This window comes from Pueribacillus theae (assembly GCF_003097615.1).
Taxonomy (GTDB): domain Bacteria; phylum Bacillota; class Bacilli; order Bacillales; family UBA6769; genus Pueribacillus; species Pueribacillus theae.
This window is the reverse complement of sequence record NZ_QCZG01000002.1, coordinates 36,966-56,607: the sequence shown is the minus strand read 5'-3', so window position 1 is coordinate 56,607 and position 19,642 is coordinate 36,966. Positions and strand designations below refer to the sequence as shown.

The 19,642-nt window shown below is 40.1% G+C and carries 23 protein-coding genes; 15 read left to right on the top strand and 8 right to left on the bottom strand.

All coding sequences use genetic code 11. The features are described from left to right. Window positions 1-59 precede the first annotated feature (59 nt). On the top strand, window positions 60-857 hold the full coding sequence (locus DCC39_RS01650; protein WP_116553142.1) for an SDR family NAD(P)-dependent oxidoreductase: 798 nt from the start codon (window positions 60-62) through the stop codon (window positions 855-857). Window positions 858-863: 6 nt separating this feature from the next. Here DCC39_RS01650 and DCC39_RS01645 read toward each other — a convergent pair whose 3' ends face one another. Next, the gene (locus DCC39_RS01645) at window positions 864-1,157 is read right to left on the bottom strand and encodes a hypothetical protein (protein ID WP_116553141.1); all 294 of its coding nucleotides are present in this window, start codon (window positions 1,155-1,157) and stop codon (window positions 864-866) included. A gap of 24 nt (window positions 1,158-1,181) precedes the next feature. Next, window positions 1,182-2,435 (bottom strand): MFS transporter, encoded by a 1,254-nt coding sequence (locus tag DCC39_RS01640; protein WP_116553140.1) that lies wholly within the window; start codon window positions 2,433-2,435, stop codon window positions 1,182-1,184. 144 nt (window positions 2,436-2,579) lie between these two features. On the opposite strand from DCC39_RS01640, the gene DCC39_RS01635 reads away from it, so the two are divergent. Further along, entirely contained in the window at window positions 2,580-3,350 is a 771-nt protein-coding gene (locus DCC39_RS01635; RefSeq protein ID WP_116553139.1) for a phosphosulfolactate synthase, read from the top strand. Beyond that, complete coding sequence (locus DCC39_RS01630; RefSeq protein WP_116553138.1) at window positions 3,332-3,901, top strand: histidine phosphatase family protein; 570 nt, start codon at window positions 3,332-3,334, stop codon at window positions 3,899-3,901. Before DCC39_RS01635 ends, DCC39_RS01630 begins: the two co-directional genes overlap by 19 nt. Here the strand turns inward: DCC39_RS01630 and DCC39_RS01625 are convergent. Beyond that, window positions 3,879-4,487 carry a YitT family protein gene (locus tag DCC39_RS01625; protein WP_116553137.1) on the bottom strand — a complete coding sequence of 203 codons (609 nt, stop codon included), beginning with the start codon at window positions 4,485-4,487 and terminating at the stop codon, window positions 3,879-3,881. The genes DCC39_RS01630 and DCC39_RS01625 overlap by 23 nt on opposite strands. A gap of 162 nt (window positions 4,488-4,649) precedes the next feature. Between DCC39_RS01625 and DCC39_RS01620 the strand changes: the two genes are divergently transcribed. Continuing rightward, entirely contained in the window at window positions 4,650-5,825 is a 1,176-nt protein-coding gene (locus tag DCC39_RS01620; protein WP_116553136.1) for an acetyl-CoA C-acetyltransferase, read from the top strand. 143 nt (window positions 5,826-5,968) lie between these two features. On the opposite strand, the gene DCC39_RS01615 is transcribed toward DCC39_RS01620, so the two are convergent. Further along, window positions 5,969-6,871 (bottom strand): aldo/keto reductase, encoded by a 903-nt coding sequence (locus DCC39_RS01615; protein ID WP_116553135.1) that lies wholly within the window; start codon window positions 6,869-6,871, stop codon window positions 5,969-5,971. 40 nt (window positions 6,872-6,911) lie between these two features. Beyond that, a complete protein-coding gene (mciZ, locus tag DCC39_RS01610; RefSeq protein ID WP_116553134.1) occupies window positions 6,912-7,046 on the bottom strand; it encodes a Z-ring formation inhibitor MciZ in 135 nt (44 codons plus the stop codon). A gap of 95 nt (window positions 7,047-7,141) precedes the next feature. Between mciZ and DCC39_RS19240 the strand changes: the two genes are divergently transcribed. The 11 genes from DCC39_RS19240 (at window position 7,142) to DCC39_RS01560 (ending at window position 17,579) form a co-directional block, all read left to right on the top strand. Continuing rightward, entirely contained in the window at window positions 7,142-7,681 is a 540-nt protein-coding gene (locus DCC39_RS19240; RefSeq protein ID WP_205948451.1) for an NUDIX domain-containing protein, read from the top strand. Beyond that, window positions 7,682-8,854 (top strand): endonuclease Q family protein, encoded by a 1,173-nt coding sequence (locus DCC39_RS01605; RefSeq protein ID WP_205948450.1) that lies wholly within the window; start codon window positions 7,682-7,684, stop codon window positions 8,852-8,854. A gap of 65 nt (window positions 8,855-8,919) precedes the next feature. After that, a complete protein-coding gene (spoIIM, locus tag DCC39_RS01600) occupies window positions 8,920-9,552 on the top strand; it encodes a stage II sporulation protein M (protein ID WP_116553133.1) in 633 nt (210 codons plus the stop codon). 120 nt (window positions 9,553-9,672) lie between these two features. Next, the gene (fur, locus tag DCC39_RS01595; RefSeq protein ID WP_116553132.1) at window positions 9,673-10,128 is read left to right on the top strand and encodes a ferric iron uptake transcriptional regulator; all 456 of its coding nucleotides are present in this window, start codon (window positions 9,673-9,675) and stop codon (window positions 10,126-10,128) included. 159 nt (window positions 10,129-10,287) lie between these two features. After that, window positions 10,288-12,006, top strand: coding sequence for a long-chain-fatty-acid--CoA ligase (locus DCC39_RS01590; RefSeq protein WP_205948449.1), 1,719 nt, complete (start codon window positions 10,288-10,290; stop codon window positions 12,004-12,006). A 101-nt stretch (window positions 12,007-12,107) separates the two neighbouring features. Continuing rightward, window positions 12,108-13,247: an acyl-CoA dehydrogenase family protein gene (locus tag DCC39_RS01585; RefSeq protein ID WP_116553131.1), complete on the top strand. Its 1,140-nt coding sequence runs from the start codon at window positions 12,108-12,110 to the stop codon at window positions 13,245-13,247. Between the two features lie 294 nt (window positions 13,248-13,541). Further along, entirely contained in the window at window positions 13,542-13,772 is a 231-nt protein-coding gene (locus tag DCC39_RS01580) for a YqzK family protein (protein WP_116553130.1), read from the top strand. Window positions 13,773-13,789: 17 nt separating this feature from the next. Beyond that, on the top strand, window positions 13,790-14,680 hold the full coding sequence (gene xerD, locus DCC39_RS01575; protein WP_116553129.1) for a site-specific tyrosine recombinase XerD: 891 nt from the start codon (window positions 13,790-13,792) through the stop codon (window positions 14,678-14,680). A 77-nt stretch (window positions 14,681-14,757) separates the two neighbouring features. Continuing rightward, on the top strand, window positions 14,758-15,933 hold the full coding sequence (gene deoB, locus DCC39_RS01570) for a phosphopentomutase (protein ID WP_116553263.1): 1,176 nt from the start codon (window positions 14,758-14,760) through the stop codon (window positions 15,931-15,933). A gap of 14 nt (window positions 15,934-15,947) precedes the next feature. After that, on the top strand, window positions 15,948-16,742 hold the full coding sequence (locus tag DCC39_RS01565) for a purine-nucleoside phosphorylase (protein ID WP_116553128.1): 795 nt from the start codon (window positions 15,948-15,950) through the stop codon (window positions 16,740-16,742). Between the two features lie 27 nt (window positions 16,743-16,769). Further along, a complete protein-coding gene (locus DCC39_RS01560; protein ID WP_407071827.1) occupies window positions 16,770-17,579 on the top strand; it encodes a purine-nucleoside phosphorylase in 810 nt (269 codons plus the stop codon). A gap of 149 nt (window positions 17,580-17,728) precedes the next feature. Here DCC39_RS01560 and DCC39_RS01555 read toward each other — a convergent pair whose 3' ends face one another. From DCC39_RS01555 to DCC39_RS01545, 3 genes are all read right to left on the bottom strand, one after another. Next, window positions 17,729-18,391: a DUF1129 family protein gene (locus DCC39_RS01555; RefSeq protein WP_116553126.1), complete on the bottom strand. Its 663-nt coding sequence runs from the start codon at window positions 18,389-18,391 to the stop codon at window positions 17,729-17,731. A gap of 6 nt (window positions 18,392-18,397) precedes the next feature. After that, window positions 18,398-18,721 (bottom strand): PadR family transcriptional regulator, encoded by a 324-nt coding sequence (locus tag DCC39_RS01550; RefSeq protein ID WP_116553125.1) that lies wholly within the window; start codon window positions 18,719-18,721, stop codon window positions 18,398-18,400. 388 nt (window positions 18,722-19,109) lie between these two features. After that, on the bottom strand, window positions 19,110-19,301 hold the full coding sequence (locus tag DCC39_RS01545; protein ID WP_116553124.1) for a YbxH family protein: 192 nt from the start codon (window positions 19,299-19,301) through the stop codon (window positions 19,110-19,112). Window positions 19,302-19,642 lie beyond the last annotated feature (341 nt).

Below are 19,642 nucleotides of genomic sequence, written 5' to 3'. Positions count from 1 at the left end.
AAAGAGCTTACAATTAGGGGGAGAAATTCGTGATAAAAAAATAAAATGAAGGAGAGGACATGCAAAATCGTCAATTGAGAGGCAAGGTGGTTCTAATCACTGGTGCTTCAACAGGAATAGGCGCTTCGATCGCCATTGAAATAGGCAAATACGGAGCCGTACCGATATTAATTGCAAGAAATCGGGAAAAGCTGAAACATGTACAATTGGAGTTTTTTCACCGGTACGGTGTGAAACCCCCGTTCTACTCGGTTGATGTTGGAAATCGGCTTGAGGTAGAGAAGGCATTTGAAAAAATCCAAGCTGAAAATAAAAACATTGATATCCTGATAAATAATGCGGGATTTGGGGTATTTGAAGCTTTTGCCGATACCGATTTGGGTGAAATTGAAGAAATGTTTGCGGTAAATGTGTTTGGCCTTATGCATTTTACAAAATTGATATTGCCTCAAATGCTTGAGCGCAACAGCGGCCACATTATTAATATTGCTTCACAGGCTGGGAAAATAGCCACTCCGAAGTCGAGTGGGTACTCGGCTTCGAAATGGGCTGTCATTGGTTTTTCCAACAGTTTAAGAATGGAACTTAAAAAATCAAATATACATGTTTCAACGGTCAACCCGGGTCCAATTAAAACCGAATTTTTTACGATTGCCGACCGTTCAGGAGATTATGTGAGAAACGTAAGGAAATTTATGCTTGATCCGGATGTGGTGGCGAAAAAAATCGTGAAACTTATTTTTCATCCGAAAAGGGAATTAAATATGCCCGGATGGATGAATATAAGCAGCAAACTTTATCTGCTGTTTCCTGCCTTTATTGAAAAAGTTGCAGGCAGGCTTTTTGACAAGAAATAAAAGGGTTCAGCTTTCTTTTTGATCTTCTTCGCTTGCCTCCAAATCAAATTTTTCCCCTCCAAGCGATACATAGGAGTAGACTTCAAGATCAGCTTTGTTTTTTGACATTCCGTTGACATAAGGTTTAATAAGGTCTTTGAAGTCTTCCTTAACGCCAACTTCCTGAAGATTACCGAAAATGTACATTTTTTTGTCGTCAAATTGGAGTGATAGGAAGCCTACGGCCTGTTGATTTTGATCAACAATATTCAATATTTGTTTGTCTTGATCGATTAATTCTGGCGAGATATAAATTTCCAAATGAAATCGCTCCTTTTTTTATTTTTACTCCGTATGAAGCTGTAAACGGGAAAATAATGAATCTTTTGCATCTTCTTTTTCGGATTGATCGCTGACTCTTATAAGCAGCATGGCAAGAAATGCAACAACTAATGTTAATCCAGCAGTTACCAAAAACATGCCAGTTCTTGACCAATCCATCATCCACCCATATAACGGTGGCCCAGCAGCTACCCCTAAGAAACGGACAGAACCGTACAATGATGTAACAAAACCTCGCCTTTCTTTTCCGACAGACCCAGTAATAAAGCTGTTAATACATGGCAATGCCAACCCTGTTCCAATGCTGCTTATAGTTAATATTGCTATAAATGGGACAAGTTTTTTAAAGAAAACGAGTGTTACAAAAGAAATTGTCATAAAAATGAGCCCTAGAACGATTAAATTTTTCATTAATTTCATTTTCTTTTTAATTTTGCTTCCGGTAATATAAGAAGTTGTTGTCATGAACAAAAGGGGGATCGCAAGGATTAATCCTTTCATGACTCCTTGAATATCATAAGTCTTTTCAAGAATATCCGATAAATAAAACAAAATGCCGAATAAGGTAAAAAGGCAAGTAGCTCCTGCCAAATAGGCAGTAAGGAGCCATCTTCCTTCACTTTTAAAAACAGATAGCAGCCCTTTCATATAGGATCCCAACGGAATAGGTTTTGCATTCTTCTTTTTTTCTTTAACAAAAAAAGCCGTTAATAATATTGAAATGACGCAAAAAATCGGGAACGCGAAAAAGACAGAGTACCATATTAATAATGCAAGCAGCGAACCGATAATTGGAGAAACAACTTTTCCAAGCCCATTCGATGCTTCTACAATTCCAAGTACTTTACTCTCTTTTCCTCCTTTGAAGAGGTCACCGGTTAAAGCCATTGCAATTGGGGCTGTTCCGGCTGCACCGATCCCTTGCATAATTCTCCCTGCCATAATCCATAAGTAAGCATTTGAAAACCATGCGGATGCAAATCCTGCAAGCAGCCCACCGCCTCCATATAAAATAAGCGCTGGAATGATAATTGCTTTTCTCGAGAATCGATCAGATAAATAACCAAGTACCGGAATCGATATCGCAGCTGCGATCGAAAATAAGGAAATTGTCAAGCTTACTTGAAATTGCGAGATGTCCAATTCCGATTTCATTTTTGGGAGGATAGGGATAAGCATTGAATTTCCCAACACTAAAATCATCGGAATGGAACCGATTGCAATAACGGTCATTATTGAATTGTTTTCTTTGGCCATTGGACGGCAACTCCTTTAAGGAAATAAAGACGATCTTATTTTGTCTCCTATAGGTGGAACTATTCATAAAAAAAATAGGAAAGTAACATCGCTTAGATAAACTGAATAAGATACGGATGTGAAAAGAAGGAGGCGTTTACCTAGATGGCTATGCTGAAACTTCCTAATCGAACAAAAGAAAAACGCACGTTTGGCATCACTTCAATTGCGGATTTTGGAATTTCTATTGGTGAATTAAAATCAATTTTAGATGATTATAGCGAGTTTATTGATTTTGCAAAAATGGGAATTGGAACGGCCTATGTCACCCCAAAAATTAAAGAAAAAATCCAGTTGTACAAGGAATATAATATTGAGCCTTATTGTGGGGGAACTTTATTTGAAAAAGCATTTTTTCAAGATAAAATAGATGATTATTTAGTTTATTTGAAACAATTAGGGATCGAATGGATTGAGATCTCAACTGGAGTGCTTGATATTCCTCTTGAAACACGGATTGGCTTAGTTGAGAAATGCAAACAAAATTTTCGGGTGATTGGAGAAGTTGGTTCAAAGGATGGAACAAAAGAAATGTCAGCCTCCGAGTGGCAAATAGAGATGATCGAACTTATTCATGCGGGCTGCGAATATGTTATTGCCGAAGGACGAGACTCAGGAACCGCCGGCATTTATGAGGCAAACGGAAAAATAAAAGAAAATCTCGTGTCAGACGTGACTGAAAAAGTGGACTTTAAAAAAATTATATTTGAGGCGCCGACAACAAAAAGCCAAATGTTCTTTATTAATCAGTTTGGCCCAAATGTGAACTTAGGAAATGTGAAGTTACAGGATGTTTTATTATTGGAAGCCCAGAGGTGCGGGCTAAGGGCAGAAACGTTTTTCTTGGAGGAAATAAAGTGGAAATTAATCTTATAAGGCATTTGCCTACAGAGTGGAACAATCACGGTTACTTACAAGGGAAAAGAGATATTTCGGTCTCTTTTCCCTTAAATAACGAAACACTAAAAGAAATACAAAAAAATAAAAATACATTAGATAAACTCGCACCATTTGATTGCGTATTTGCAAGCAGTTTAAAGCGAACAAAAGAAACAGCAAAAGTTTATGGTTTTGATTGTCTGACTATTGACCCTTTATTAGATGAATTGGACTTCGGTGATTTTGAAGGAAAGACAAAAGACGTTCTTTTAAAAGCTTACGGAAATAAATGGTTAAAAACACCGTTAGATTTAGTATTGGGCGAATCTCTCGTTGGATTTCAAAGAAGGATCATTACTTTTTTAACAAAGTACAGAAAGCTTGATTCCATCCTGATTTTTGGTCACGGATCATGGGCAAGAGCGCTGTTATCTTTCATAGAGAATGGAAATATTCAGCATATGAACCAATTGACAGTAGAAAACAATAAACTCATCCAACTCGAAATTCATCATTCGAAATTGTTTAGTTTGAGCGGAGAAGGTTGATGATCGAACGAATATCGAACCGATACACATAGTCAATGAAGAGTGTTGATAGCCATTGGCAAAAAATCGCGTAAAAAGCAATTTTCCATTCGATAACAGAAGCGGTAATCACAAAGATTGACATATTTAACCAGAACATCACTTTTCCGGGTCGGGTTTTTCGAATGGAAGCGATAATAAGTGCCGGGATGACCATGCCTCCACTTGAGGCCCCGCTTCTGATTAAAATCCCTACTCCAATTCCAAAAAAAAGACCGCCCAGCAGTAAATCAACCAAAATATGAATATGAGGCATGTACACATTCAAATCAAAAAAAGAAACAGTGTATGAGGTGACGGTTACCGAAAACATCGTCCGGATTGTCCATTTAAATCCGAACCAGTAAATCGCCATCGTTAAAAGCGAGAAGTTTGCCAGCCATAGTGAAACGGCTAATGAAAGCGGAAGCCAATGGTTTAGCAAGATTGCAATGCCGGCAGCGCCTCCTGAAGGAATGCCATGGGGGAAGAGAAAAAGGGCCATGGAAGCCCCCTGTATTATTGCGCCAAATGTTACGCACGAATATCTTATCATCTCTTTTTTCATATGCCTGTTCCCCCTCAAAACTCAATTCATTGTATGTCCAAACTTTCTCATTTATGTTGAAATCATATAAAAACTAGACGCTTTGTAAGTCCTTCCTTATAATAGATTGAAGATAGTTATTTATTTTAAAATTGAAGACAATAAAGATGGGGGAAGAGATCGATGAAAGAAGTATATCTTTTAGATGGAGCAAGGACAGCTTTTGGAAGTTTTGGACAAGCCTTTCGTGATGTTTCGGCAACTGAACTTGGAAAGGTAACTGCAATTGAAGCGTTAAAAAGAGCAAACGTTGAGCCAAGCCAAATTAATCAAGTTGTATACGGGAACGTCATTCACTCAAGTACAAGCGCTGCGTATGTACCAAGGCATATCGCACTTCAAGCAGGCGTTCCAATTGAAACACCTGTACTAGGTGTAAACCGCCTATGCGGGTCAGGATTGCAGGCGGTAGTCTCCGCAGCCCAAAGCATACTGCTTGGTGAAGCAGAGTTTGCACTGGCCGGCGGAACGGAAAACATGTCACAGGCACCTCATTCAGATTTTAAAAGCCGTTTTGGCGGAGTGAAGTTAGGCGATTTAAAATTAGTTGATATGCTCCAAAGCGCTTTAACGGATGAGTATGCGGGCTGCGGCATGGGCGTTACTGCAGAAAATCTTGCAAAAAAATATGAAATTTCGCGAGAAGAACAAGATGAATATGCAAAACTTAGCCATGAGCGGGCGGAAGCTGCAAGAGAAAAATTTGCTGAAGAAATCGTTCCTGTTGAAGTAAAAACAAGAAAAGGCTCAATTACAGTAGACAGAGATGAGCATATTAAACCGGATACAACAATGGAAACTCTTGCTAAGCTTAGGCCGGCTTTCCTTAAGGACGGCTCTGTAACCGCTGGAAACGCTTCAGGAATTAATGATGGGGCAGCTTCAGTAGTATTGGCAAGTGGAGAACAAATTGGCGACAGAAAGCCGCTTGCGAAAATTGTTTCTTGGGGCATCGCAGGTGTTGACCCTACAATTATGGGAATTGGCCCAGCTCCGGCTTCGCGTATGGCTCTTGAACGCGCAGGGCTTACCTTGAGCGATATTGACTTCGTTGAAGTGAATGAGGCATTTGCGGCACAATATATTGCTGTCGAAAAAGAACTGGGCCTTGATCGAAGCAAAACAAATGTCAACGGAGGAGCAATTGCGCTCGGACATCCGGTTGGCGCAAGTGGTGCGAGAGTCCTCCTAACAGTGGCTTATGAATTAAGAAGACAAGGAAAGCGCTATGGCCTTGCAAGCCTTTGCATCGGCGGAGGTCAAGGGATTGCAATGATTATTGAGAATGTGAATCTTTAATTCAATGGTAAAAAGCTAAGGGAAAGTCCCCTTAGCTTTTTTAAAAGATAAGAAAGTATAAATTTGCTCTTTCGCAAATTTATACCAATCCGGCTTCTGACCCCTGACTTCCTAAGAAAGACGCGTCAGCGTTTTTCTTATGGTTAGATCCGATGTTTTTCAAATTTCTCCTCTTTCGTCCATTCACGCAATAATTGCAATTCCTGTGGGGAAAGGGGGGTTGATGAGGCTGCTTCTATATTCGTTTTTAGCTGTGAAAGTTTGCTCGCTCCAGGGATAACTGTGGCTACAGTAGGACTTGCTAACGGAAAGCGGAGTGCGACTTCTGTGATTGAACGGTTTTCGAGTGTGCCTAGCTTTTTAATAAGATTCTGGGTTTCAGATCCATCGTTTAGAAAGCCGTCACTCGGGATTTTTTTTGCAGCATGTCCAGTTAACGCTCCTTTTGCGAGCGGGCCTCTTCCAATGACACTTACATTGTTTTCCTGTAAAAGAGGAAATAGTTCTTCGCATCTTCTATCTAACAAGCTATAAGGCATCATGACGCTTTCAATATTCGATAATGATATGTATTTTTTTATCACATTCGGCCGAATGGAGGAGATGCCGTAATATCTGATCAATCCTTCTTCTTTTAATTCCTCAAATGCTTCGATTGTTTCTTCAATCGGATCTTCGATTGTTCCGCCGTGCAGCTGATACAGGTCAATATAGTCAGTCTTTAATCGCATTAAACTTTTTTTCACCGCTTTTTTAATATAGTCCTTCGACGGATCCCACTTCCATCCATCTTTTCCTTCTTCCCAACGGTTGCCAACTTTTGTCGCTAAAATGACTTTATCCCGTTGCCCTTTAACCGCTTCACCGATCCATTCTTCATTTTTCCCGAATAAATACAAGTCAGCAGTATCAATAAAATTTACACCTTGTTCCATAGCATAATGAATCATCTCAATTGCATTATCTTTTGTTTGAAATGACATCGCGCCTAGCCCGATTTCGCTGACAAACAATTCGGATGAGCCCAATTGTCTTTTGTTAAACATGTAATGATTACCCCCTTCCTTCTTAACTATAACAAAAAGGTTACTTTGGCTTCGACTGGGACGTAATCCATTCTTCAACGGTTTGGAATTGTTTCATATATTTTTTTAATACATATTTTATTTGCCACGCTTTTCCGACTAACGTTACCCCATTTGTTTTGATATAAACTTTCACGCACATAACCTCCAAGATTTAATGTTAACGTTACGTTTTCCAGCTATGTTAAACTTTATGTAAAACGTATAGGAATAGTACAAGGAGTGGGAGTTTTGGATCATCTATATGAAAAAACGGTTAGCTCGGAAAAGATATACAAAGGTCGAATCATTGATGTTTCCGTAGAAAAAGTGGCGCTTCCTAATGGCGCGGAAGGGATGCGGGAAATTGTCCGGCATCCGGGAGCAGTTGCTGTCATTGCAAAAACTAAGGAAGGAAAGTATGTATTCGTAAGGCAATTTCGTAAAGCGTTAAACCGCACAATTGTTGAGATTCCTGCTGGAAAATTAGAAAAAAATGAAATTCCTGCAGACACCGCGAAACGGGAATTGTATGAAGAAACAGGCTATCAATGCGATGAACTGGAGCATCTCATCTCCTTTTACACTTCACCCGGCTTTGCCGATGAGCTTATCCACATTTATTTGGCTTCTGAACTGACGCTCGGCGACCAGCATACGGACGAAGACGAATTTCTCGACGTACTTGAGCTAACAATAGAAGAAGCACAGCAAATGGTTTTGACCCAAGAAATCTATGATGCGAAAACCGCATATGCTGTTTTATATTTACAAAAAATGAGTGATAAATAGATGAATCATTATTTTGCTGATTTGCACATCCATATCGGCCGGACTTCTACTGGAAGGCCGGTAAAAATTACAGGTGCCAAGTCATTGACACTCGAAAACATCATCCATGCATCCGCTAACATGAAAGGAATGGATATTGTAGGAATCATTGACTGCCATGTGCCTGAGGTGATTGACGAGCTTGAATGCCTGATTCAGAAAAATGTATGCGCTGAACATCCGGAAGGCGGCATCAATTTTGGTAAAGTCACCTTATTTTTAGGATCTGAAATTGAAATTTATGATGATAATTGCAAAGGGCCTATTCATGTTCTAGTCTTTTTACCCACTATCGAAAAAATGAAACGTTTTAGCACCTGGCTCACGACTCGAATGACAAATCTAAATTTAAGTTCACAGCGTTTATATGAAAAAGGGAAAAAGCTTCAAGAAGTTATTCGCCAGTTGGATGGCCTTTTTATACCTGCCCATGTGTTTACGCCTTTCAAAAGCCTTTATGGAAAAGGGATTGTAAAGACGCTTCGGGAAGTATTTGACCCCGGCAAAATCGATGCAGTTGAATTAGGTTTAAGTTCAAATACAGAGATGGCCGACCAAATCAAAGAACTTCACCGTTATCCATTTCTTACAAACTCCGATGCCCATTCTTTGCAAAAAATTGCGAGGGAATATCAAAAAATTTTTATGAAACAACCAACATTCGAAGAATTTAAACGTGCATTGCAAATGGAGGATGGAAGGGGAATTGAATGCAATTACGGTTTGGATCCTAAATTGGGGAAATATTATCGGACGACGTGCCAGAAGTGTTTTGCCAAAAAAGAAGAGGGTGCTCTTCAATGTCCAGTATGCGGACACAACAAATGGACGAAGGGGGTTTTTGAAAGGCTTCAGGAATTGAAGGATGCAACTAGATTTCATCCCGGGCGGCCTCCATATATCCAACAAGTTCCTTTAGAATATATCCCTGGCATTGGATCAAAAACATTGGTGAAATTAAGAAATGTTTTCCAAACAGAAATGAATATACTTCACGATGCAAGCCTTGACGATTTAAAGAAAATCGTCCCTGAAAAAACAGCGCAATTAATTTTAAAAGCGCGAAAAGGAGAGCTTTCAATACAAGCAGGCGGTGGAGGAAAATATGGGAAAGTGACACAAAGTCCCTCCTAAAATCGAATAGTCATAGGCTAGTCCTTTCCTTCATAAAATTAGTAGAGAAGATAGGAGGGGCTAGCATGGGACAGCAAATGAAAAGAGCAGTTCGCATTCATTTGAAAGAACACATTTCTTTTTATACATTTACAATGGTGTTGGTTTTTATTGGAATTTTTTTCGGGGCGATTATCGTCAATAGCCTGGGAATTGATCAAAAGAATGATTTATACCTTTACTTAAATCGTTTTTTTGGACAAGTGTCTGATGAACATTTATTCAATACGAAAGATTTATTCAACCAAAGTTTTACGCATTACATAAAATATTTAGGCTTGCTTTGGGTTTTAGGGCTTTCTGTCATCGGATTGCCGATTATTTTAATTCTCCTTTTTTTAAAGGGAGTTGTCATTGGTTTTACAGTCGGTTTCCTCGTTAGCCAAATGGGCTTCAAAGGGCTTTTGCTTTCTTTAGTTTCTGTCTTGCCGCAAAACTTGATACTCGTACCGACCTTCATCGTTGTAGGAGTGGCTTCCATTTCTTTTTCATTACGATTGATCCGAATGCACCTTAACAGAACGGAGCCATTTTTTCCTTTATTGGCAAGATATGCATTGCTTATGTTACTGATTGTTGCGCTGTTGGTCATCCCTTCGTCGATCGAAGCGTACATTTCTCCTTATTTAATGAAAACAGTAGCAGGTTGGCTACATTAATTATAATAATAGTTATTAAATAATAACTATGTTAAAATATAGGTTAGAACAATTATAAATTGACATAAATTTTCGGTATAGCTTATAATGTTGGTGGAATCGGTCGGAGGAGGGGCGAGAATGGAATCGAGAATCGATCGAATAAAAAAACAGCTGCATTCGCAAAGCTATAAATTAACTCCACAGCGTGAAGCGACCGTTCGTGTCTTGTTAGAGCATGAGGAAGATCATTTGAGTGCTGAAGATGTTTACCTCCTTGTGAAGGAAAAAGCGCCTGAAATCGGGCTTGCGACTGTCTATCGAACATTAGAATTGTTAACTGAACTTAAAGTAGTTGATAAGATAAATTTTGGCGATGGCGTCTCAAGATATGATTTACGAACAGAAGGCGCCGCTCATTTTCATCATCATTTAGTGTGCATTGAATGTGGAGCGGTTGATGAAATTCAAGAAGACTTGCTTGGAGATGTGGAACAGATCGTTGAAAGAGATTGGAATTTCAAAATTAAAGACCACAGGCTGACATTTCATGGAATTTGCCATCGATGTCACGATGAAGAAAAAAAGGAAAAATAAGCTGCCTTTCTGCAAAAAATCTTGCGGAAAGGTTTTTTGTTTCATCTTTTTCAAACGGCAAAAAAGGAAGTAATTATATATCAGACAATTCACAATCTTATTGACCTTTTCTGATGAATGCGCTAACATTTTTATAGAAAGTATAAAGGGGGAAAGGGATTGGAAGAAAAATGGATGGAATTTTGGCCCAAAGGAATGCCAAGAACAATTGATTATCCTGTCATTCCTGTCGGAGAGATAATAAAAGGCAGTGCACATCGATTTGGAAATAAAACGGCCATTATTTATAAGGAAAAGGAATTTTCTTATCAGAGTTTATACGAAGAAGCACTGAAATTTGCCAATGCACTTAAAGACAATGGTTTTAAAAAGGGCGACGTCATAGCGATTCATATGCCAAATTGCCCCCAGTATGCCATCGCTTATTACGGTATTTTGTTGAGCGGCGCAACCTTTTCTCCTGCAAATCCGTTGCTTCCGCCAAAAGATTTGGCTTATCAGTTAAATGACTGCGGTGCTAAGGCAGTGGTCACATGGGAACAGACTGCTCCGAATATAAAAAAGGTTTTGCTTGATACGAAGCTGGAACTTGCCATTGTAACTGGAGATACGGAATTAACAAATGAAGGAATAATGGATGTATCGGATGAAGATGGGAATTGGGTAAGTTTTAATAAATTTAAAGAACAAGGAGAAGCGAAGGAGTTAACGATTGACATCAATCCGAAAGAGGACTTGGCGCATATCGCTTACACAGGAGGGACGACCGGGCCCTCAAAGGGAGTGCTGATTTCCCATTACAATGTAGTCGTGAATGTCATCCAGTTTAACAGCTGGAGAAGCGGCCATTTGCCAAACGCAACCGAAAATGGGCTCATGATGGAAGTACCGGATTCTGTAAATATTGATGAGTACCCATCAAAGATGGGGAAAGATCGCTTAATTAACTTGACGCCATGGTTCCATGCGATGGGAACGGTTGGATATATGAACAACCCTTTTCTTTCCGGTTCTACACTTATTCTCCATCAAAGGTTTGATCCGGGCTTATATTTACAAGATGCCGAAAAGTATAAAGTGACGGGCATGGGCGGAGCTCCGCCAATCTATGTTGCTTTAGTGCGCCACCCTGACTTTCATAAACGGGATTTATCATCGATAACTACCATTAGTTCAGGCGCCGCACCGCTTCCTGTCGAATTGATTCATCTATTAAAAAATCGTTTTCCCGGTGTGATTGTCAATGAAGGATATGGTCTAACTGAAGTCACGATGGGGGCTTCATCAAATCCTTCTTTCAAATCAGGCGTAAGAAAAGACGGATCGGTCGGCATTCCTGTATTCGATACTGAAGTCAAAATTTGCCCTCTGGATGGCAGTTTTGAAGCTTTGCCTCCAAGGGAAGAAGGAGAAATTTGTGTTAAGGGCCCGCAAGTTATGCGGGGTTACTATAACAAGCCAGAAGAAACTGCTGCAGTGTTAAAAGATGGATGGCTCAGGACCGGCGATATTGGGTACATGGACGAAGATGGCTTTATTTTTATTGTCGATCGCAAAAAGGATATGCTTATTTATAAAGGCTACAATGTTTATCCACGCGAATTGGAAGAACTTCTTTTTAAACATCCATCCGTAGCAAATGCGGCTGTCGTAGGAAAGCCTGATATGGAAGTCGGCGAAATTCCAAAAGCATACGTCGTTGTAAAAAGCGGAGAACAAATAACGGAACAACAGTTGATGGATCACGTGAATGAACAAGTGATTCCATACAAAAAAATCCGAGAACTTGAATTTGTTGACGAAATCCCGGTCAGTGCCGCAGGAAAAGTATTAAAAAGAGTTTTGCGGGATCGTGAAAAAAGCCGAAGTAAAGCATGATGCTCATAGATAAAGCGAGACTTACCTAGCTTCTTACTGGTATCCCCCGTTTAGAAGGGGGATACCACCAGCAAATGAGGGTTAAAAAGGGAGGATTCATCATGGCAATCGAATATACAGAAGAACACGACATGTTTCGGCAATCATTAAGGAAATTTTATGAGAAAGAAGTGCTCCCATATTACGCGGAATGGGAAAAAGAAAGGCAGATTCCTCGTTCCATTTGGAAATCATATGGTTCCCAGGGCTTTCTTTGCCCATGGCTTCCTGAAAAATATGGGGGAGCCGATTTAGGATTTGAATATTCGGTCATTGCGATTGAAGAGATGTCCCGTGCAGATGTCGGCATCCCATTCAGTTTACATTCAAATATTATCGTTCCATACATTGAAGCCCTCGGAAATGAAGAACAAAAAGAGCGTTGGCTGCCGGGGTGCGCGTCGGGAGACATTTTAACAGCGATTGGGATGACAGAGCCTGATGCCGGATCAGACTTAGCCGGCATAAAAACAACTGCGGTAAAAGACGGCGATGATTATATTATCAACGGCCAAAAAGTGTTCATAACAAATGGATGGGACAGCGACCTTGTCATTGTTGCATGCAAGACGGGAAACAATGAAAAGCCCCATAGAAACATGAGCTTGATTGTTGTGGAAACGGGAACACCCGGCTATACAAAATCGGAGCCTCTGCGAAAAATGGGAAGACATACGGAAGGAACGGTTGAGTTATTTTTTGAAGACTGCCGCGTTCCCCAAAAAAACTTATTGGGTGAAGAAGGAAAAGGCTTCTATTACTTAATGGACAAACTTCAGCAGGAAAGAATCGTTTCTGCACTTGGCTCGTTATTAGCCGCAGAAAAAATGTTCAATGAAGGGCTTGCCTATTCGAAAGAAAGGGTTGCTTTCGGACAAAAGATTGGCTCCTTTCAGGCAAACAGCTTTAAACTGGCTGAAATGGCAACTGAAATCGAAATTGCCCGTACTTTTTTGGAAGATTTAATTAGTGATCATGTTGCAGGAAAAAAGATTCCCGCTGCAAGAGTGTCGATGGCGAAATGGTGGATTTCCGAAATGGCGAACAGGGTTGCCTACCATTCTCTGCAATTGTTTGGCGGGTATGGCTACATGGAAGAATATCCAATTTCAAAACATTATCAGAATGTTAGAGTCGAAACGATCTTTGCGGGATCCACAGAAATTATGAAAACGATTATCGCAAAAGACTTAGGTCTTTAATCTATTGCTTTTGGCCGATTGATGATTAATCGGCCTTTTTTAATTGAATCATTGCACATAATTCGATATTGTGGGTATAAATCATCTCTCTTTTGCCATATCTTTTAATAATAATGTGTGTTCAAAAAGGAGGACAACGAGAGGCAAGAAGGTCGAGGAAGCGTAGCTCTGAGCAACGCAGCGTATGTTTGTAGGATACGTGAGTAGCGGAAGAGCAAGCTGACGAAGAGATTCGAAGCCTATCGTTCCCCGGACTTTTTGAACATCTTCTAATAATTTTTGGGGTGAAAAGAGATGTCAATATTCCGTACCTTCCTTCATATACTTAAAGTTCTTTTTATTTTTGTCGTATGCACTCTTTTTTTCTACTTTGGGCTCGTTTGGATAAATCAAGAGTATGAAAACTATAATCGCTATAACCAGCCTGAAGGGAATGCAATTAAAGTGAGCTCAACCGAAAAAAACGCAAACCAACAAGTGAATATAGTAGAGAGAATAAAGCTTTTCTATCATCAGGCCGAATGAATAAGTAGGGGAAATGAATGAATGATCATATTCAAGACTTTTTGCACTTTTTAATTGTTGAAAAAAGATTATCGAAAAACACTGTGTTAGCTTATAAGCGTGACTTAGTAGCTTATCAAAATTATCTAAAAGAAAAAGAAAACATTACATCAGTCGAAGAAATAAACCGGGTTCATATTTTAAATCATTTGGCGGAGTTAAAAAAGCTGGGAAAAGCAATGACAACAGTTGTCAGGACGTTATCATCAATTCGAGCCTTCCATCAATTTCTACTGCGGGAAGAGATTGTTCAACAAGACGCGACCGTTCATATTGAAACGCCGAAAACCGAAAGAAAATTGCCGAGAGTGTTGTCCGAATCAGAAGTAGAACGGCTGCTTTCCATATCAAATGCGAATACACCGATTGGTTTAAGGAATAAGGCGATGCTTGAAGTGCTGTACGCAACCGGGGTTCGTGTTTCAGAATTGATCGGTTTAAATTTAAATGATGTTCATATGGCTATGGGTTTTATTCAAACAATTGGGAAGGGCAACAAGGAAAGAATGATTCCGATTGGAAAACTGGCAAACAAAGCGATTTCTGAATATCTCACTTATGGCAGGCCAAAGTTAATAAAAAACAAAAAAGAAAACGCGCTTTTTGTGAATGGGCGTGGCTCTAGATTGACCCGTCAAGGGTTTTGGAAAATGATTAAGAAATTAGCGGTTGAAGCGAATATTAAAAAAGAATTGACACCCCATACACTCAGGCACTCCTTTGCTACCCATCTCTTGGAAAATGGCGCTGATCTGCGCGCTGTACAAGAAATGCTCGGACATGCTGATATATCAACTACCCAAATTTATACGCATGTTACGAAACATCGGTTAAAGGATGTGTACAAAGAATTTCATCCGCGAGCTTGATAACTTTTCGTTTCCGGAGTGTAGCTTGGAGGTCATTTTGTTACAATGAATCAACGAATAAAACGGTGGGTGATACAGTGTCTCGGTTTAAACGTGTGTTTTTGATTGTGCTTGATTCAGTTGGCATTGGCGAGGCTCCAGATGCCCATCTTTTTGGTGATACAGGTTCTGATACATTGGGGCATATCGCCAAATCTGCCGGAGGGCTTACGATGCCAAACTTAGGAAAATTAGGTTTAAGCAACATTCGGGAAATTAAAGGAATACCAATGTCAGATAAACCAATTGCATATTTTGGAAAAATGCAAGAAGCCTCTGCGAGTAAAGATACGATGACAGGTCATTGGGAACTGATGGGCCTACATATTTCTAAACCATTTCGTACATTTCCAAACGGATTTGATGGTTCATTAATCGATGAATTGGAACAGATAACTGGGCGAAAAATCATCGGCAACAAGCCGGCGTCTGGAACGGAAATCATTGCAGAACTTGGCGAAATTCATATGTCTACCGGTGATTTAATCGTCTATACATCAGCAGATTCCGTTTTGCAGATTGCTGCACATGAAGAAATCGTTCCACTTGAGGAGCTATACGAGATTTGTGAAGCAGCTAGGGAAATTACGAAACAGGAAAAATATTTAATAGGACGGGTGATTGCAAGGCCGTTTATCGGTGAACCGGGAAATTTTCAGCGAACAGCGAATCGCCACGATTATGCGTTAAAGCCTTTTGGAAGAACCGTGCTGGATGAGCTGAAAGAGAATAATTACGATGTTATCGCCCTAGGGAAAATTTCGGATATTTTTGATGGGGAAGGGATCACGAAATCGATTCGAACCCTTTCTAATGAAGATGGGTATGATAAACTACTTTCTCAAATGGATGCCCATTTTCATGGTTTAGCCTTTATTAATTTAGTTGATTTTGATGCGCTTTACGGGCACAGGCGGGATCCGGCCGGCTATGCAAACGCCCTTGAAGCTTTTGATAGGCGACTACCTCTCATTCTAGACAAATTAACGGAAGAAGACTTGTTAATAATTACAGCTGACCATGGGAATGATCCTACCTTTCATGGCACCGATCATACGAGAGAATTTGTGCCGCTTCTTGTCTACCATAAAGGAGTACAAGAAGGAAAATCATTGGGAATACGGAAAACATTTGCGGATGTCGGCGCAACGATTGCACATAATTTTCATGTGCCCAACCCGAAATACGGAAAAAGCTTTCTCGATTCCGTTTAAAAAGGAGCAACACGATGAATGAACTCAAAGCCCGTGAAGCGGCTGAATATATCCAGCATTCCACAGCCACTATACCGAAAATAGGGCTGATTCTCGGCTCGGGATTAGGTGCGCTCGCAGATGAAATCGAACAGCCTGTTCGTCTACCTTATCAGTCCATCCCAGGGTTTCCTGTTTCAACTGTCACTGGACATGCTGGCCATCTTGTTATTGGTAGGCTTGAAGGGAAACCTGTCGCAGCCATGCAAGGCAGGTTCCATTTTTATGAAGGCTATTCGATCGAAAAAGTAACGTTTCCCGTTCACGTTATGCGTTTAATAGGGGTAGAAACATTAATCATTACAAATGCAGCTGGTGGGATTAACAAAACCTTTTCTCCAGGAGATTTAATGGTTATAACGGATCATATAAACAACATGGGTTTTAAGCCGTTTTTGCAAGCTAAATCCTATCGACCTTCGGAAATTTATACAAAGCAATTCATCACGTTAGCTGAAATTGTTGCTGAAAAGATCGGGTTAAAAATTAATAAAGGGGTTTATGTCGGGAATAGCGGCCCATCCTATGAAACCCCTGCGGAAATCCATATGTTAGAGAAACTAGGCGGAGATGCAGTCGGCATGTCAACAATTCCGGAAGCAATCACCGCCCATCAACATGGAATGAACGTACTTGGCATTTCATGTATCTCGAACATGGCGGCGGGAATATTAGATCAACCTTTAAACCATGAGGAAGTTATCGAAACGGCAAATAAAGTGAAAATTGATTTCATACGTTTTGTGAAAGAAATCTTAAGAGATTTGTAGAAAGGGTGGGAAGGATTGTCATCATTAATGGACAAAATTCGGGAAGCATCGAATTTTATTTTAAAGCAAATTGAAGCAAAGCCATCCATTGGAGTGATTCTCGGTTCAGGTTTAGGGGAATTAGCAGGAGAGATTGGGCAACCGGTCGTCATTGGCTATAGGGATATTCCATATTTTCCGGAGCCGACAGTTGAGGGCCACGCTGGCAAGTTTGTGGTTGGAACGTTACATAGTAAATCGGTGGTCGCCATGCAAGGAAGATTTCATTATTATGAAGGACATTCTATGCAAGACGTAACATTTCCTGTGCGTGTTATGAAATGGCTTGGTGTCGACCAACTGATCGTCACAAATGCATGCGGAGGGTTAAATCCGGCATTCAAACCAGGAGATCTCATGCTTATTCAAGACCATATTAATATGACTGGCGATAACCCTTTAATCGGGGAAAACGAGGAAGAGCTCGGCCCGAGATTCCCTGACATGAGCCGCGCGTACGCTCCCGACTTGCAAACGCTCGTCCAAGATACAGCGGAAAAATTAAACATCCCGATCCAAAAAGGTGTATACGCCGGCATTAGCGGCCCCTCCTACATGACGGCAGCTGAATTAAACATGCTGCGGATCATAGGTGCTGACACCGTCGGCATGTCAACGGTGCCGGAAGTTATTGTTGCAAATCATATGAGCATGTCTGTCATCGGGTTATCTTGTATTACCGACATGGCCATCGCAGAAGAACTTCAACCGCTCACGCACGAACAAGTCATCGCCGTTGCGAACAGAACAAAGCCTACCTTCAAGAAGCTTGTAAAAGAGATTATTAAAGCATTGTAAATCTCCTGTATACTTTGATGCAAAGCCTGTTAATCACAGTTGTGATGAACCCACGGTCGCACAATAGCAACTCTTTACAGGAGTGGCTGGCTCGAATGGTTAGATTTTGAATAGACCATCCCTACAAGTTGTGGAGGCTCAAGGGAGGTCTATTTCTTTTTCACGTAAATAATAAGCCAGAGGACGACCCCTGTTATTAACGATGCCCACCAAGAAAAGTTGAAAGAGGGGCCAATCTTAGGTGTAAATGTTGTTACCAGCAGTACGACAGCCATACCTGCTGCTCCAACTAATCCGGCTTTCAGCATATCCTTTTTGGTATTTCTTTTTTCATTGAACAAGGAATTGTTAACAAGTCTAAAAATAAACCAAAGCGTAAAAATAACAAAACATGCGATTGAAAATGAGGAAACAGCAGTCGCAAACAGGTTGATCTCTGTTTTAACTTCTGTAAATATTGATAAAACCAATAAAAGGATGCCCCGTATGATTAAAACCCAACTGACAATATTTCCAACGATCCCGGCAACAAAAGTTATGGCATCCCGCTTTTTCTCTTTAGGCAGCTGCTCGATGATTTCATCTGCAAAAGCCTTCGGGTCATTGCCGAATATGTCCCTTGCCGTCTTTCCTTCTTCTTGGCCATCGAGTAAATGATCAAGCATTTCCATCAGTATTTCTTCGGATTGTTGCTCAGAAAGCGTCAATTGCAGACGAATGTATATGAGCATATCACTGTAGTAAGCCTCATTTTCCGCCGTCAATAATTCTCTTTTTCGATTGTTTTCTTCAATCAGTTTTTTTGCGTCCATTTTTATTCACCTTCTTTTTAATAGCTCATTGACAGGATCAGAGATCCGATTCCATTCTTCAATGATCGTTGCCAAAGTTTCATGACCTGTATCTGTTAAAAAATAATATTTGCGATCCGGTCCGGAATCTGATGGTTTCAACTCTCCTCTGATCAATCCATTTTTCTGAAGCCGCAATAATACAGGGTAAATTGTGCCTTCACTCACATCCTTCAGACCGATATCTTGCAGTTTTTTGGACAGCTCATAGCCATAAACCGCTTCTTTTTCAATTACTGCCAATACACAGCCATCTAATATTCCTTTTAACAACTGGCTTCGAACAGACATATATGCACCTTCTTTTCTGCATTTATCCCGGTGCAACCGTCCGTAAGACTCCCACTTCAAGATTTAGAGATTTCGAAGAAGTCTAATTAGGGGATAACGGACGCTAACACCCCGATAAGTCTCGTTTATCGAGACTACGAACGAAGTGAGCTAGCGAGAATATACTCTGTGAGTGCTAACCATCAGTGGGGGATGAAGAAAACCCCCACTGATGAAAGTCTCGCTTTATCTTGTTATGCAAGATAGCTAGGCGTAAAAAATAACCGGTATATGGTTTAACAAGATAGCTGAAGAAACAGTGCTAACTTGCTATACAAAGTAGCGCTGTTTCAAATATAAATTCTTGCTCTGTTTTTGTCAATAAAAAACATTAGAGTACCCTAATAATTCATATCCCTTTCTCCTCACAATACGCATCAATCAAGCCTTCAATCTGATCCATTTTGGGGTAATTCCCCAAAAAGGAAAATTTTAATTCTTCGATGAATTCACCGTCGTGATAAACATGAATTGCGCCATTTTGTTCAATGACGCTGTATTCCGGTTCAAATACATATCCATTTCTTTCAATGGCACCCATTTTTTAAAACAACTCCTTTTTAAAAGTGAATTTGCTAGCTTTTGATCAAATGTTTGAAAATATAAATACAAAAGCAAAACAATTGATATAAGTATGTGTAAGGTGTTTTAATTTAATTAATAAAATGTAAAATAAAAAGAAGCCGCAAGTGCTGGCAACACCCCCGGCTTCGTACAATAGCCAACTTTTTACAAAAGTGGCTGGCTCTTAATCGTCTAACAAAATAGACTATCCCAGAAACTTTGTCAGGGCCTCAAGGGAGGCCTATTTCTTTTTGAACGAATTTAATTAGCTTACTCCTCAGACGCTGAATAGACTTAGCGCTAGTTGAATTCGATCTA

Bases quoted from the DNA above. Each gene is read 5' to 3' on its own strand.
- DCC39_RS01650 (WP_116553142.1), top strand. From the start codon at position 60: ATGCAAAATCGTCAATTGAGAGGCAAGGTGGTTCTAATCACTGGTGCT.
- DCC39_RS01640 (WP_116553140.1), bottom strand. From the start codon at position 2,435: ATGGCCAAAGAAAACAATTCAATAATGACCGTTATTGCAATCGGTTCC.
- DCC39_RS01635 (WP_116553139.1), top strand. From the start codon at position 2,580: ATGGCTATGCTGAAACTTCCTAATCGAACAAAAGAAAAACGCACGTTT.
- DCC39_RS01625 (WP_116553137.1), bottom strand. From the start codon at position 4,487: ATGAAAAAAGAGATGATAAGATATTCGTGCGTAACATTTGGCGCAATA.
- DCC39_RS01620 (WP_116553136.1), top strand. From the start codon at position 4,650: ATGAAAGAAGTATATCTTTTAGATGGAGCAAGGACAGCTTTTGGAAGT.
- DCC39_RS01615 (WP_116553135.1), bottom strand. From the start codon at position 6,871: ATGTTTAACAAAAGACAATTGGGCTCATCCGAATTGTTTGTCAGCGAA.
- DCC39_RS01605 (WP_205948450.1), top strand. From the start codon at position 7,682: ATGAATCATTATTTTGCTGATTTGCACATCCATATCGGCCGGACTTCT.
- spoIIM (WP_116553133.1), top strand. From the start codon at position 8,920: ATGGGACAGCAAATGAAAAGAGCAGTTCGCATTCATTTGAAAGAACAC.
- fur (WP_116553132.1), top strand. From the start codon at position 9,673: ATGGAATCGAGAATCGATCGAATAAAAAAACAGCTGCATTCGCAAAGC.
- DCC39_RS01585 (WP_116553131.1), top strand. From the start codon at position 12,108: ATGGCAATCGAATATACAGAAGAACACGACATGTTTCGGCAATCATTA.
- DCC39_RS01580 (WP_116553130.1), top strand. From the start codon at position 13,542: ATGTCAATATTCCGTACCTTCCTTCATATACTTAAAGTTCTTTTTATT.
- xerD (WP_116553129.1), top strand. From the start codon at position 13,790: ATGAATGATCATATTCAAGACTTTTTGCACTTTTTAATTGTTGAAAAA.
- DCC39_RS01565 (WP_116553128.1), top strand. From the start codon at position 15,948: ATGAATGAACTCAAAGCCCGTGAAGCGGCTGAATATATCCAGCATTCC.
- DCC39_RS01560 (WP_407071827.1), top strand. From the start codon at position 16,770: ATGGACAAAATTCGGGAAGCATCGAATTTTATTTTAAAGCAAATTGAA.
- DCC39_RS01555 (WP_116553126.1), bottom strand. From the start codon at position 18,391: ATGGACGCAAAAAAACTGATTGAAGAAAACAATCGAAAAAGAGAATTA.
- DCC39_RS01550 (WP_116553125.1), bottom strand. From the start codon at position 18,721: ATGTCTGTTCGAAGCCAGTTGTTAAAAGGAATATTAGATGGCTGTGTA.
- DCC39_RS01545 (WP_116553124.1), bottom strand. From the start codon at position 19,301: ATGGGTGCCATTGAAAGAAATGGATATGTATTTGAACCGGAATACAGC.